Origin of the sequence: Bacteroides neonati, from assembly GCF_000499785.1 — a bacterium.
GTDB classification, from domain to species: Bacteria; Bacteroidota; Bacteroidia; order Bacteroidales; family Bacteroidaceae; genus Bacteroides; species Bacteroides neonati.
The window spans coordinates 255,865-269,367 of record NZ_HG726021.1; the positions used below are offsets into that span (position 1 = coordinate 255,865).

At 43.4% G+C, this 13,503-nt stretch carries 12 protein-coding genes, 2 tRNA genes and 1 pseudogene; 5 read left to right on the forward strand and 10 right to left on the reverse strand.

Features of this window, described 5'->3' with window-relative positions:
• Positions 1-21: 21 nt before the first annotated feature.
• From TY03_RS10455 to TY03_RS10475, 6 genes are all read right to left on the reverse strand, one after another.
• A complete protein-coding gene (locus TY03_RS10455; RefSeq protein WP_042369856.1) occupies positions 22-318 on the reverse strand; it encodes a helix-turn-helix domain-containing protein in 297 nt (98 codons plus the stop codon).
• Positions 315-689 carry a helix-turn-helix domain-containing protein gene (locus TY03_RS10460; protein ID WP_042369858.1) on the reverse strand — a complete coding sequence of 125 codons (375 nt, stop codon included), beginning with the start codon at positions 687-689 and terminating at the stop codon, positions 315-317. The genes TY03_RS10455 and TY03_RS10460 overlap by 4 nt, the downstream gene beginning before the upstream one ends.
• 19 nt (positions 690-708) lie before the next feature.
• Positions 709-924 carry a hypothetical protein gene (locus TY03_RS10465; protein WP_042369860.1) on the reverse strand — a complete coding sequence of 72 codons (216 nt, stop codon included), beginning with the start codon at positions 922-924 and terminating at the stop codon, positions 709-711.
• A 28-nt stretch (positions 925-952) separates the two neighbouring features.
• A tRNA-OTHER gene (locus TY03_RS22395) sits at positions 953-1,048 on the reverse strand.
• Positions 1,049-1,754: 706 nt separating this feature from the next.
• Positions 1,755-2,078, reverse strand: a complete 324-nt coding sequence (locus TY03_RS10470; protein WP_042369862.1) for an SH3 beta-barrel fold-containing protein — start codon at positions 2,076-2,078, stop codon at positions 1,755-1,757.
• 26 nt (positions 2,079-2,104) lie between these two features.
• Positions 2,105-2,308 (reverse strand): hypothetical protein, encoded by a 204-nt coding sequence (locus TY03_RS10475; protein ID WP_042369864.1) that lies wholly within the window; start codon positions 2,306-2,308, stop codon positions 2,105-2,107.
• 189 nt (positions 2,309-2,497) lie between these two features.
• Here TY03_RS10475 and TY03_RS10480 point away from each other — a divergent pair, with 189 nt between their 5' ends.
• The 5 genes from TY03_RS10480 (at position 2,498) to TY03_RS10500 (ending at position 6,316) form a co-directional block, all read left to right on the forward strand.
• On the forward strand, positions 2,498-2,929 hold the full coding sequence (locus TY03_RS10480) for a hypothetical protein (RefSeq protein WP_042369866.1): 432 nt from the start codon (positions 2,498-2,500) through the stop codon (positions 2,927-2,929).
• Between the two features lie 326 nt (positions 2,930-3,255).
• On the forward strand, positions 3,256-4,038 hold the full coding sequence (locus tag TY03_RS10485; RefSeq protein WP_042369868.1) for a LexA family transcriptional regulator: 783 nt from the start codon (positions 3,256-3,258) through the stop codon (positions 4,036-4,038).
• A gap of 12 nt (positions 4,039-4,050) precedes the next feature.
• Complete coding sequence (locus tag TY03_RS10490; RefSeq protein ID WP_042369871.1) at positions 4,051-4,353, forward strand: hypothetical protein; 303 nt, start codon at positions 4,051-4,053, stop codon at positions 4,351-4,353.
• Positions 4,354-4,380: 27 nt separating this feature from the next.
• On the forward strand, positions 4,381-5,247 hold the full coding sequence (locus TY03_RS10495) for a hypothetical protein (protein ID WP_042369873.1): 867 nt from the start codon (positions 4,381-4,383) through the stop codon (positions 5,245-5,247).
• A 181-nt stretch (positions 5,248-5,428) separates the two neighbouring features.
• Positions 5,429-6,316 carry a hypothetical protein gene (locus tag TY03_RS10500; protein ID WP_148335641.1) on the forward strand — a complete coding sequence of 296 codons (888 nt, stop codon included), beginning with the start codon at positions 5,429-5,431 and terminating at the stop codon, positions 6,314-6,316.
• Between the two features lie 386 nt (positions 6,317-6,702).
• On the opposite strand, the gene TY03_RS10505 is transcribed toward TY03_RS10500, so the two are convergent.
• The 4 genes and pseudogenes from TY03_RS10505 to TY03_RS10520 all read right to left on the reverse strand — a co-directional run bounded on the left by TY03_RS10505 (position 6,703) and on the right by TY03_RS10520 (position 13,433).
• Positions 6,703-6,776, reverse strand: a tRNA-Arg gene (locus TY03_RS10505).
• Between the two features lie 89 nt (positions 6,777-6,865).
• The gene (locus tag TY03_RS10510) at positions 6,866-8,320 is read right to left on the reverse strand and encodes an AbgT family transporter (protein WP_148335642.1); all 1,455 of its coding nucleotides are present in this window, start codon (positions 8,318-8,320) and stop codon (positions 6,866-6,868) included.
• The gene (locus tag TY03_RS10515; protein ID WP_042369879.1) at positions 8,310-9,038 is read right to left on the reverse strand and encodes a DUF5932 domain-containing protein; all 729 of its coding nucleotides are present in this window, start codon (positions 9,036-9,038) and stop codon (positions 8,310-8,312) included. The genes TY03_RS10510 and TY03_RS10515 overlap by 11 nt, the downstream gene beginning before the upstream one ends.
• Before the next feature lie 51 nt (positions 9,039-9,089).
• A pseudogene (locus TY03_RS10520) lies at positions 9,090-13,433 on the reverse strand (DUF5113 domain-containing protein).
• Positions 13,434-13,503: the final 70 nt, after the last annotated feature.

Genomic DNA, 13,503 nt, shown 5'->3' on the forward strand with positions numbered 1-13,503 from the left:
GTTATTTGTTAAAGGGTTATTTTAATTCTTTCGCAAAATAGCATTGATGTCTGACTGTTTATACAGTCTCTTTCCTCCGACCTCAACAGGTATTAAGTAGCCTATTTTCGCCCATCTCCACAATGTAGATTTATCAACGTGTAGTATCTCACTTGCTTCGGCAGGAGTTTTATATGCTTCCTCGTTCTTTGATGATATCACAGCTTCCAACTCTTCTCTGGTTGTTTTTACCAAATGATTTGCGAACTGTATCAAATCATCTGCACAAACTGTTATCGAAACATTTGCGCCACTATGAATAATATCTTCTATACTCATGTTTCCAATCTTCTTGTTCGTGTTCTATAAACCCTCTCTGATTTTGCAGTTCTTCGGGTTCTTCTCATATCCTGTTGCTCAAACTGCATATCAACGAGGAATAAACATAGCAGAAAACAAGAAACCGCTACTCGAAGTGTTGGTGAAAAGTCCAATTGAATCTTTATCCCGGATAACCTTTCAGCTAACTTCATAGCAAGCTCCCTGCCATTTCTCACATTCAGAATTTTAAAAGCCTCTTGTAGCTGGTTGTTTATCGTGCTAACAGCCCTACATTTCAATGAAGCAATCTCTTTCTTCTCATAACCTGCCGCATACATCTGGGCAGTTATCTCACATTCATGTGTGAGTTCAGTCAGTACCCGTTCCATAATCGTGTAAATGGAAGAATTACTTAACCCGAATCACGGAACAAAAACCTTCGTTCTTCTTCAAAGAAGAAACTCGAAAGGCTACTTCGTGCTCGGTGATCCTTTTCAAAAGCCTCGCTTCTTTATTCTGCCGGACCGCTTCCGATCTCACTCCCGTATAGCTTGCAAACGGAAAATCATGTTTTTGACCTACTTTCATTTTTCTGAAAGTACCTTCAATAGTTTCTTTTGCCATAAAATTTATTTTTTAATTGATAATAGAGTGGCCTACATCGGGATTCGAACCCGAATTTACTATGCGGTAATCATAAGGGCGCACATCAACCCCTTATAGCGTCTACCAATTTCGCCATGTAGCCAAAATAAGAAAGGTGCACTATTCTCACGAACGGTACACCATACACACGAATAAACACGACACATAATAATTTCTAAACGTCCGCCTATACGGTATCTCCTTTCTGCCGGCCGGACAGTAGTGCGCCAATTGTATAGGGTCAAGGACTACCACTTTCAGACGTTTAATTCCTTGTATCTACTCACCAAATAGTTCATCAAGTTCTCGCTTCAATTTCTTCTGGTTTTTACTCATATATACACTCACAGAACCAAGTGCAAATAATGAAATCCAGAACGTAGGATTAGTTAGACTCACACAGGTAAACAGCATGCCTAAAAATGACATTAACCAAATAAGTGACAATGGTAATACTTTCATAATCGTGTAATTTAAAAGTTAGTTCCCGTGCGTGTTCCGGTGAGAACGCTTGCTGACATATCTCGGTATTCGCTTTAAGCGGTTTAAACTATGCCACGGGATTATAATTGTCGATGTGCGTGTCGGTCGCCTAATCCGTCATTACTTACACCTCAAAGACTATGGTTACACATCTATTAATTGTTAATACTTTGCAAACAAAGAGGCTCCAACCTCTCTGCCTACATTTACTTATCTTTGTTCACCCAAATAGTTTATGAATTACGCTATAAGGGGTTTCACAGAATGTCAAAGAGCTAATCAAGTGGATAGGTAGAATATTCGCTACGTCTGCCTACCCTATTGGCTTATGCCATTTTTAAGAGGTTCGCTTTCTTGAAGCATCTAAAATCGTTTACCTCTGTATCAAAGTAAGTCTGAACGGTATCGTTCTTTGCTCGCTTGTCGGTACCCGTAGTAGTTGGCATCAGCTTTTCATTCAAAGTACCGTATGCCTCACGTGGCGAACCGTCAACCTTTTGAAAGTAGAACTTAACGATCTTACTTTTCATAGCTACCTTTAGCTTTATATTAGCCCAAGCGCATTTGAGTGCTTCACTCATTGAGAAGCCGTTCTTTTTTACAAACTGCCAAGCAAGCAGCATAACTTCGTGTAATAAATTCTTTTTCATAATCGTGTGTATAATAAGGTGAGTAATCAGCAATATCGCGCGAGACCTTGAACAGCGCATAGCGCATCGTAGTCCATACCATCATCTTCATAATCTGATTCAGGCTCAATAGATTCAAGTAAACCTTGAATAGCTTCTTCTTTAGTATCTACATTGTAGATCACCTGAACTTCTGCTAAACTCATTGAGTTTATTTCAGCTATCTCTAATCTTGCATCTAAATCTTTCATGGTCGTGCGATTTTAATACGTTTATACTATTGATAATTAAATAGGCATTACCTATCTTTGTTGCGCAGCATCATTGCTTCGTTTCAATGATGCAAATATACACACTTTTGTTTATACCGCAAGTAATATATAAACAAAAGAGTGTATATGAACATAGTTTAACTATTACAGTAGTTTATACCTTATTATATGGATATATACACAGCAGAAGAAAAAGACAATGCACTGAAAGCTATTTCATCAGAAAGGCGCGCATCTATTGATAATAAAAGATATATGTCAATTATCGATGAATATCTATACCCCGAAGGATTAGTAGAAAAGCCTATGAAACTGATTTGCCCAGAACATTATATTTGTGAGATATCACAAAAGGGGATAGATTTTCTACAAGCCGGTGGATTCAGCAAGTTAAAAGAAGAGGAAGATGAGATGAATGAAGCAAGGCTAATTATAGAAAAGCTAACGGCTGAAAATCTAAGGTTACAAAATGATGATTTTGAATATAAAAAAAAGATACGGCATCAAGAGGATACAATACGCATACACAAATATATTGAAGCAGTATCCTGGGCAATCACAACCATAGTTGGATTAATCCTTATTTTCGCTAAAAACTAAATGAGATGTATCGTTGTAACACACAATCCTCATACAATGATCCTGCATTAAAAGAGCAAGTGAACGACAAATATACTCAGAAAGTTCCTTATCAGAAATATTACTATTCCTATAATCAGAGATAGCAATTTGGATAACTGAACGTGGATCCGGGATATGTTTATTATCGCTCAATATACAATAGGGAATAATAAGTTCGTCCATAATAGTAATAAAGTTAAAGCGACCATCTTCAAAGTTGCGGTTTGAGGAAGTCGGTTAATAAATAGATTAGTTGGAATCATCCGCAACGTGATTACAATGCAAATATACACAGTTTTGTTTATATGCAAACAGAAGGAGAAAGAATTTCGAGTATAATTTCACATTTCTGCAAATCAAAAGCTGAATTTGCAAGAACGATGGAAGAAAGCCCGCAAGCGGTTAGCAATTGGGTATCTCGTGGAGCTGGGAAAAATGTACTAAACAAAATATTATCAAAATTCCCCAATGTTAATACAAACTGGCTTCTTACCGGTGAAGGAGAAATGCTTCAAAATAGTGAAGAATCAAATCCCTCCACTCAAACCAATGCTACTTTTGTAAGAACGAAAGGAAACGATGTTTATCTGGAAACCAGTTCAGGAATCAAGTACTTCGAACTAAGTGGCAATAAGTATCGAATGAGAGTTCCCTTAGTTCCTTTCAACGCTTACGCACGGTATGCAAATGAAGTGTGCTCGGAAGTAATACAAGAAAGAGAAGCGTGGGATGAAGTTGAATTCATTGTAGACAAAATCGGTCATGGCAATTATATGGGATTTGAGATCAAGGGTGACAGCATGGACGATGACAGTAAGCGCAGTTTTACTCAAGGCGATATCGTACTTGCTAGAGAACTCGATAAAGTGCATTGGAAAGATGGTCTACGGTATGAGAAATATCCTTTTTGGATTATTGTATTGGAAGGAACCATTTTGTGCAAACAAATAATCGATCATAACATGGAAACATGTGACATTACATGCCACTCCTTAAATCCATCTCCAGAATACTCAGATTTCAATATTAATCTCAGTAAAGTTTATAGGATATTCAATATTATACAGAAGATATCAACTGCATTATAAATTTAAAATAATATGAAAAAAACAATTTTTATCATCACCTGTCTATTCATCTTTTTTGGATGCGACTCAAGAACACCAGCTCAAAAAGCACAAGACAAATTCAACGCCCAAAAAGCACAAAGAGATGCATATCTGTTAACTCATGAAGCATATATTGATAGCCTAGTTAACGTAGCTACCGGGTTAGATGGAGTAGGTAAGCCTAAAAACAGAAAGAATGCACTGGATATTCTCAGAAAAGAATATCCAACAATGAAGGAGAAGTGGGATAGATGCGAAGAATGTATTGACAATATGGAACTATTTTCGGAATAGAAATAAATAAAACCTCAAAACATAAACATGAAACATATTTTATTTTTTATTATGGCAGCATCCCTATTTATTGGATGCAGCAAAGAAGAACCAGTCACCGAACCAAATCAACTGAAATATGAGATAAATAGCTCAGTAACTATTAATAACATAAAATATGAATCTTTTTTATTCGAGGGAGATTATCATATCATAGCATACAACTCATTAAATCAGAAGAAAATCTACGAAATAAAAGAAAAAGCTGAAACGTATATTGAAGACTTAGGCTATGGAGAAACAAGAGAATACACTCCGCAAGGATGCTATATCTTAGGAGTAGTAGCCAAGCCCGAGTTTACATATATTCTTATCAGCTTAACCTCTAACTTAGCTCATGTACCAAATAAATTTATACTCAAAACAAAAGGCGGAGTTGTATATCAGACAAAGTATTTTAATGACGTATTTATTCCACAAACACATAAATTTTATCCAGAAAAGCTTATCGATTGGTATAAAGGATATATAGCTTTTTATGTATCAACACGTACATCTGGGAATGCCTTTGGGGTTTTAGATGAGAATTTCAATGAAATATATTTCAATGAATCAAGCGAATTTATGGTTGAAAACATCATAAAAAAAAGACATATTCTTATTAGTGAGAAAAAATCTATTTTTGTCGACTCAAATAAAATATTCTGTGCTGATATGTCAGTAAACCCAAACGAGATAGGCAACAAAGAAGAGTTATGGAGAACAAAATACACCGAAGAAGATATAAAGGTAAATAGCATCAAGTATTCGCTAAGCAGTGAATATGTTCTTGCAGAAATCGATGTTACCACCAAAAATGGTACAAACAAAAAGCTAAACATAAAAATTAATAGCAAAACAGGAGCGATAGAGTAACTAAGCTCTATTATAACTTCATTGCTATCGTGAGAAGGCATCCGAATATGGCTGAAACAACTACCATTATAATGAATAGCCGACTGTTCAGCTTTGAAAGCTCCTTTATAATCACTTCTTCCTTATCCATAACAAATTGATTTATAACGCAAAGATAGTGATAAACTAAATACTTAAAACAATGAAACCGATTTTATTTTTAATCATGGCTACACTTCTATTTGTAGGATGTGGTAATGATGAAGCAGAGGATACAACACTCACTGAGGAACTGCCTCCATACCACATGTTTGGAGGATTTATGCCTACTGATACGACTGGATTACACAGTATAAAAGGATCGGGCATAGCATCAGATACCTCATGCGTTTTATTGACGGGAATACGAAATGGGAAATTATGGTATGGAAAATTTAGTAACACGACCAAAAAGCCAATATTCGAACACAATGACAAAGAGTTATTTGATAAGACTTTCACAGTAGATCTTGGGTATGGAGATACAAAAGAGGTTGAAATCAAAGATGTAAGAGCCTTTAATACAGTTGAGATTAATGGAGTCAATTGCACGGCTATAGCTTTCATAGGTGCTGATTACATAAACAAGAGACTTGACTTTATGAATAAAAATGGGGTTATAAAAAGCTTATTTAACACTGAAGATGCACGTAACCCGAATGGCAGCAATATTTACAAGTGGTTTAACTCCGTAATATACGGACGTTATTCTAAAAAACATTTATATTCATTAGATGGAGAATTGATTGCAGAAGTTCCATATTACCACATAGGAATAAGTGGAGAAGCAGACTTTCCTTTCTCAATGTATGATTATCTGCGTATTTCAACAGGCAATACAGTGTCAATAGAGAGAAAAAACATTATGAAGGAACTCAGTATTTGGAGCACAGACATTGCAAGCTCTGACAAGTATATTCGTATATCAAATACTAAAGCTTTATTCAAAGTAGATAAATGCAACATATCATTTGATCTCACATACCACTCGGGTAAAAAAGAATCTATTAATATATGGATAGATATCGAAACAGGTAAAATCACAGAGTAAACAATTAAAGCCGGTGGATCACTCCCCGGCTTATTTCTTTTCTCCAAACATGAACTGCACCACTTTATTTATTACATCGTCAATTCTGGAAAATCTTGCTTGAGATAGGTATTAGTAATGTTATGCATAGAAGAGAGGAGCAGAAAGTAAAGGTACCAGGTGGTGGGTGATGGTATTCAAGAATGGAAAGATGGAGGAATAAACCATCTGCATCAAAAGATTCCTTATCAACAGAACCCGGGATCTATCCACTCAAAAGTGTATTTAAATAAACAATAAGCTCATACTAACATAAATAGTATTAGCAATGTGGACAATTCGGGGACAATACATAAAACAAGAGAACCGCAAAAGCCTTATTACAAGCTATTTGCGGTTTTCTATTGTGATTCCGAAGCGATTCGAACGCTTGACCCACGCCTTAGAAGGGCGTTGCTCTATCCAGCTGAGCTACGGAACCATCCTTAATTGCGGTGCAAAGGTAGTGCTTTTTCTGAAATTTCAAAAGGATTCCGATACTTTTTTTACATCTTTTTTTTATCAATCGCCCTATAAACCTAGTGGTAAGTGGGTTATATACCAAAAAATAAATAGCAGGGTCCAGGCTATTAAAACATAGAAAGAGTATCGCCAGGTATATTTTAATAAAGAACCGTAGGTAGCGTGCTTATCGTATTGCTGCATATAAGTTAAGACTAAAGGCATGTAAAACATAAAAGGAGCAATCGGATTGGTTACACTATCACCGATGCGGAAAGCACATTGTGTTACATCGGGTGAAATACCCATACGAGCAAACATCGGAATAAAGATAAAAGCCATGAAAGCCCACTTGGCAGTGGCAGAGACCATGATCAGGTTAATCATTGCACTGAATAAGATAAACAGCACCAAGGTAGGCAATGCACCCAGCTCAACAGACGACAGCAGGTTAGCTCCCAAGATGGCGAGACACTTATCAAGGCGCGAGTACTCAAAGCAAGCAAACATCTGTGCCGCAAAAAAGGCAATGACGAAATATACACCCAGCAACTTCATCGGTTGGGCTAAGGCATTAATCACATCACCATCGCTACGATAACGACCGGAACTGAACCCGTAAGTCATACCAATAAGCCCGATGCCCAACGAAATAAGAAAAAGGATACCGGCAATGAAGGGCGAATGGATTAGCCCGCCATTGACGCCACGAAGAATACCGAAAGAAGTAAAGGTCAAGCAAAAGATAAGCACCAGATAGAGCATACCGACAAACATCGCCATCAGCAGAGCACGACGTTCTTTGTAAGAGAGCTGTTTATAACTTTCGAAGCGGGTACCTCCGTTATAAACACCTAGCGAAGGAATGAGACTACGACGGGTGATCCAGTAAACAATGCCTGCAATCAGAAATGTCGAGGCCAGCATAAAGTAATAATTGCTCAAAGGGCCTATACTACCTTGCAAAACACCACCGATAAGAGCAGCTTCCTGCGTGGTGCGCGCAATCAATGGGTCGACCGTTGTAAGCATAACATTGGCACTGTACCCGCAGGACACCGAGGCATAAGCAGTGATGATACCTGCAACGGGATGCAACCCCACCGAGTGAAACAGTGTGGCAGCAATGGGCAAGAGGATGATGTAGCCGGCGTCTCCTACCACGTTGGACAGCAGCCCCAAGAGAATAACCCCGAGAATGATCTTACGTTTTTCCTGCCGGTTTCGTAGTCCACGGCGAATACAGGCATCAATAAAGCCTGAATGTTGTGCTAAACCTACACCGAACATGGCAATAACCACCATGCCTAATGGAGCAAAACCGGTAAAATTGGTAATCACATGGCGCAGCAACCACCGGATACCTTCGGGGCTCAGCAGGCTCTGCACCCGGATGTACTCGCCCGTTTGAGGCAACCTCACTCCCATCCCGTAGATATCGCATATCCACGAAAGAAAGATGACCACCAATGTGAGTAGGAAGAACATCGTAGCCGGATGGGGCATGCGCCATTTACTCCTCATCCGCCTCCAGATTATCAATATCAATGATGCGTAGTTCGAGGGCACGTACCACTAACCGGGTGGCATTCACCCCTACTCTTTCGCCGTTGGGGAAGAGACGGCCTACCAAATCGTTTTGCCGCTTCTCGAGCGATTTAACGCCAAAGGGCATCCCTTTGAGATTGGCAATCATCTCCTTGGTATAACCCAAAGCCAGATGACGCAGGAAACGTTCGTCGTACTCGTCGATATCATAGCCGATAACTGCTTCTTGCCGCTTGGCATCATTCGAGATTGACTTCTTAAAGCGGTCTACAATCTTCTCCAGAATCGGATAGTTGAAGACCAGTCTTTTGCCGTCGATCACGGCTTGTACATCAGTTTTGGTCAGCAGTTCACCTGTTTTCAGGATGATACCGTCGGCTCCGGCATCGAGCACATCGACCCAGAGCTTCTCGTTGAGAATTTCGCCGGTAAAGATGAGCACGCGTACCCCCTTGTACCGCTTAAATATATTGCGACAGATATCCACACCAATGGTGGTCGATCCGCCAAGTCCCAGATCAAGCAGTACCAGATCGGGCACTTCGGCCTCTATCAAGGGCCAAAATTCGCTTTCGGTCATAGCCGTACCGATCACTTCGGCGTTGGGTATCTCGTGGCGAAATATCTCTTCGGTTCCTTTGAGTTCGAGCTTTACATCTTCGACGATGATTACTTTAAATTTCTTATCGTTCATGGTTATTCTGTTATATGCTTATGATTCTGTTTTTCGTTCTTTCTGCTTTGTTTACCGCCGGGGCACGGTGAAATACACCGTAAACCCTCCTTTGGGCGATGGTTCGGCATTGATGCGGCATCCCCTGCGCCCGGCAAACTCGTCATGGTCACGGATAATCTGTTTGCAAACCAAATACTCCGTACCGCGAAGCTCTCCTCCCGCTCCGGCGGTCATGCGTGCCAGATTCGGATAGAAAAGTTGATTCAGTTCCTCTACGCTCTTGGCTCTGCGGGTGTCGGTAAAGAGAAAGCGGATGTACTCTCCGTCGGGCATCACGCTTAGTTTGAGCAACCCGTCTATGGATACGCTTGCTGCTTCGTCGATCAGGTTCTCGAAGAGAAACTTCAGCTGGTTGACATCGCCAATCACCCGAAGGCCTTCATCGACAGGTTCTACTTCGAATATTATCTTACCAGAATGGCTCTTGCTTACCTTGCGAAAGTACTTTTCGGCAGCCACCAGCAACTCTTCAACAGAAAGGGTAGAACGGCGAAAGGTAACCTCTTCCAATTGTCGCGAAGCACACGAACTTAATATGGTGAAGATGCCTTTGTAATACTCGATCAGCTCGCTGATTGCCGCCACGCTCTCACGCTCTTCGGCTTCGGAGAGTGATTGAGTAGTGAGACGATCTACAATCTGCTTTATTTTATTGGGGTAATAAATGGTTTCGTGTTTGATGGTAGACAGGCAGTTGTCGAGCACCATATTCTGTACATGAAGCATACTGTCTTCCCACGATGCTCGATGTGCTTCTTCGTGGGCAGACTCAATATCGCGGTACTTGACAGAGAGCTTCACCACCACGTTGAATACGACGATGGCAACGTAACGCGCCACCAGTTCGACCAATAGGCGGTCGGCCTCCCATCTGCTGCCTTCGCGTCTTTCCAAATAGAGTACCCCTACACATTGATGCTCGCCCATGGCTTCGATTAACAGGGGCAATGCCTGCGAATCATCTCCACACAGGTATGTTTGCTCGTCGAAACAACGCTGCACCAACGCCGGCACCGATTGGGTACCAGGATTCGATGCATACGTCAGTATGCGGGTCGTTTCATTGTACACGGCAATGCCGAGCGCATTAATACCTAGCAGCTCGTTGATGGCATCGAACGCCTCGTTGATGATACGCTGCGGAATGTCTTGCAACATATCCTCTTCGCGCTGCAATGCCTCGACAGACTCTTGTGTGCGCACCAACGAAGAGGCGAATATCTTCTTATTGATCTCAAGCACCTGTTCCAGATTCATCCGATACACCAAGCGCTTGCGCACGTAGAGCACATAGTAACCGAAAATCACCGCCACCAAGAGGATAATGCACAAAATCAACCCCACGGTTTTATTGTTGGTTGAGCGTTCCAACTGTCGGCAGTAGCCTTCAATGGTTTGGTCTTCGCCCGAGAGTTTATAGAGTGCCGTGTATGCAGCATTGTTGTACGTATATCCGTCCAGTTGCTTCAAAGCTAGAAAGGCGACAGCCGCTTCGTTGCGGATATCGAGAATGACGTGAAAGTCGGAGTCAAACAACTCGTTCCACCAGCTTATCTCGGCAGGCGGTTCCTCCGATACCAGCTTCATGTAGCGGCGGGGCGAGGGGGCGTACTGTTTGTAGTGCCGATTGAGTAGTGTCATGGCCGAGTCGATGTATTGGAGCGCGCGCTCTTAATCCTCGTCGATGTTGGCAAAGTAGGCGGCATTGGCAAAGTCGGACGCTCTGTTGAGCAAGCGTTCGTACACCACATCGGCAGCAGCAGCGGTGGTGTCCGTCACTGCCGTTACCGGTCGCTCGGGTCGGTCGGACAGCGGGCGGTCGTTGGTGCGCGAGTGGCAGCCGGCAAGCCCCAGCGGGAGCAGCATACAGAGCCACACCCCGATCGTCTTCCGCACTCCCGGCGGCAGGCGGAAGTAGATACGGCTTCCCTTGCCTAGTTCGCTCTCGACTGAAAAGGTACACACCCGAAACAGCTGATTGGTCTTGCGGTATTTCTCAATGATACCTTTGCAGTTCATCAGTCCGAAACCGCTCCCCTTATTCTTCCGCAACCGTTCGGGGTCAGGAGCATCTTTCATGCCGATGGCCTGCGGGTCGTACACCTTCTCACCAAGAATACGCGTCACGTCTTCTTGCGAGAATCCTTGTCCGTTGTCGGCTACCGATATCTCGACGTAGTCGGCCGTGGCACGGGCATAGATCCGGATGCTTCCCCCTTCGGGGGTATATTTGCGCGAGTTCTCCGCCAGCGTGTTAATCATAAACAGCGTCAGTGCTTTATCGGCTTTGACCCACGCATCGGTCGGTTCGATGTCGAGCCTCTGGTGCTTCATCTCGAACGACCGCCGGCCTTTCGAGAGCAGCTCGAAGAGGTCGTTCAGGGCAAACGTCTCGATGTTCAAGCTCAGCGAGCCCTGCTTCATCTTAATCCAGAGCGCCAGTATGTCGTTGTACTCATTGATGGTCGTCACCAGTTCGTCGATGTATATATACTTCTCCTTCTTGATGGCGGCATCGTTGATGAAACCTTTGTCGGTCAACTTATGCACCTCGTTCAGAATACGGTCTATGTAGGGGTTGATGCCGTTGACAATCGCCATGCACGACTTCTTAATCAGGTTCTGGCGCTTATTGGCAGCAATGTGCTGTTCGTACACATAGCGTTGCTTTTCGAGCTGGCTGCGCTCGTCGCTCAGCGAGGCAACGGTCTGTTCGTTCTCCAGCGCCCACTCCACGTAGGGCATAAGCACCTTAATCAAGGCCTGTTCGTCGCGGTTCAGGCGGTGTCCGGGTCTGAAGTCGGCCCTTCCCTCTTCGGTTACACGGAGCGTCATTCGTCCCTTACCTAGGAGACGGTCAATGCCTTGCTGCACCAGCTCCACGTTCATCGGTATCGATGCCGTGATGTCGCGGCAGAGCGCCAGGGTCTGTTGCAGACGTTCGGTGTAGACGAGGTTGCGCATCTTCGAACGTTTATTGAAGAACCAAAAGAGAATCACCACCAGCACCAAGCCGATAATGAAGACAAACAGCACCCCGTTGAGCTGCTTCGACTCGGCTTCGAGCGAGCGGTAGCGGCTTTCGAGCTCCTTATCCTGACGGGTGTCATTGAGGATGTCGAGGTAGATGTTCCGGTTGTTGTTCGATGATACCTTCATGCCCAGTCCGGCATACGACACACTAAGTTGCTCGCGTATACGCGAAATCCATTCGGGAGACGTCTTCACCCTCTCCTTCCCGATCCAAGTCAGTTCGGTGTAGATGGTGTCGCGATCGAGGTAGGTTTTCAGCTTATCGAGCGTATCTTTCTCAGTATGATAATACTTCAGGTGATGGTAGTTGACACATCCCAGTGCCTTGGTCAGCGTGTCGAGTGCCTCGGCGTAGCGTCCGTGGGCGTTGAGGTACTTGCCAATAGAGACGTATGCACCCGCTATCTGGTACACATCTTCGTATTGCAGAAAGCTGCGCAGCGCCATCTGCCCCAGACGCAACGGCAGCAGCGAGTCTACCGGAAGGCCAAACTGCATCAGCGCGTGCGATCTCCTGTCGCGAAAGAAGCCGAACTCCGAGGGCGAAGCCATCAGGTTGGCCAACCCTTGCACACTGTTTCCCTCGAAGTAAAGGTATCCTTTCGGTGCGGCTATCTTCCACGTCTTGTAGAGTTCGTCGAACTCGTCGAGCCTGTTCTGATCGGGCGAGTCGCCATTGCACAGCGAGGCCGAACCTTTGATGTAGTGAAAGTAAAGCCACTGGTTCGTATCAGCTGCCAACTCCTCGTTTTGGACGATATTGTCAAGCGATTCGATGGCCTCGCTACGTTGGCGCAGATAGTAATAATAAATGGCAGAAACGATGTAGAATTCGCTGAAAGCGTAGTTGAGTTGCAACTTTTCATGCTGGTCGACAAATAGGTCGCTCTCCTCGCGGATGCGCTTCATCCGCCTGACAGCACTGTTGCGGTAGTCGTAATACTCCTTGTTCATAGCCGTGCGCTGATAGATTTTCATCAGCCCAATATCGGCAATGAGCAGTTTTAGTTCGTTCTTGCTCAGATCGTACACCTCTTTGTGCCACCGCTCCGCCCGGTCAAAGTCCATGCGCATAAAGGCGCAGAAGCCGAGGTTGTTGCACGCTTCGGCCTTGCCGTGCTGATAAAACATCCCCACCTCGTCATACGCCTTTCGGGCAGCTCGATAAGAAGAATCGAGGTTCTTGTAGCGCCACTCATACGCCCGGAGATTCAACGAATCGATCAGGCGCACTTCGCGAATGGGGGCAGTGTCGACACACGAAAAGCAAGTCGTCAGCAACAATAATCCCAAGACGTATAGCGGAAGATGTCGGTTCATATATAAAGTCTCTTTGTTCGGTAGGCAAATCTACAAATATTTCTGATAAGTTGAGCCGAAAATGTTTTTT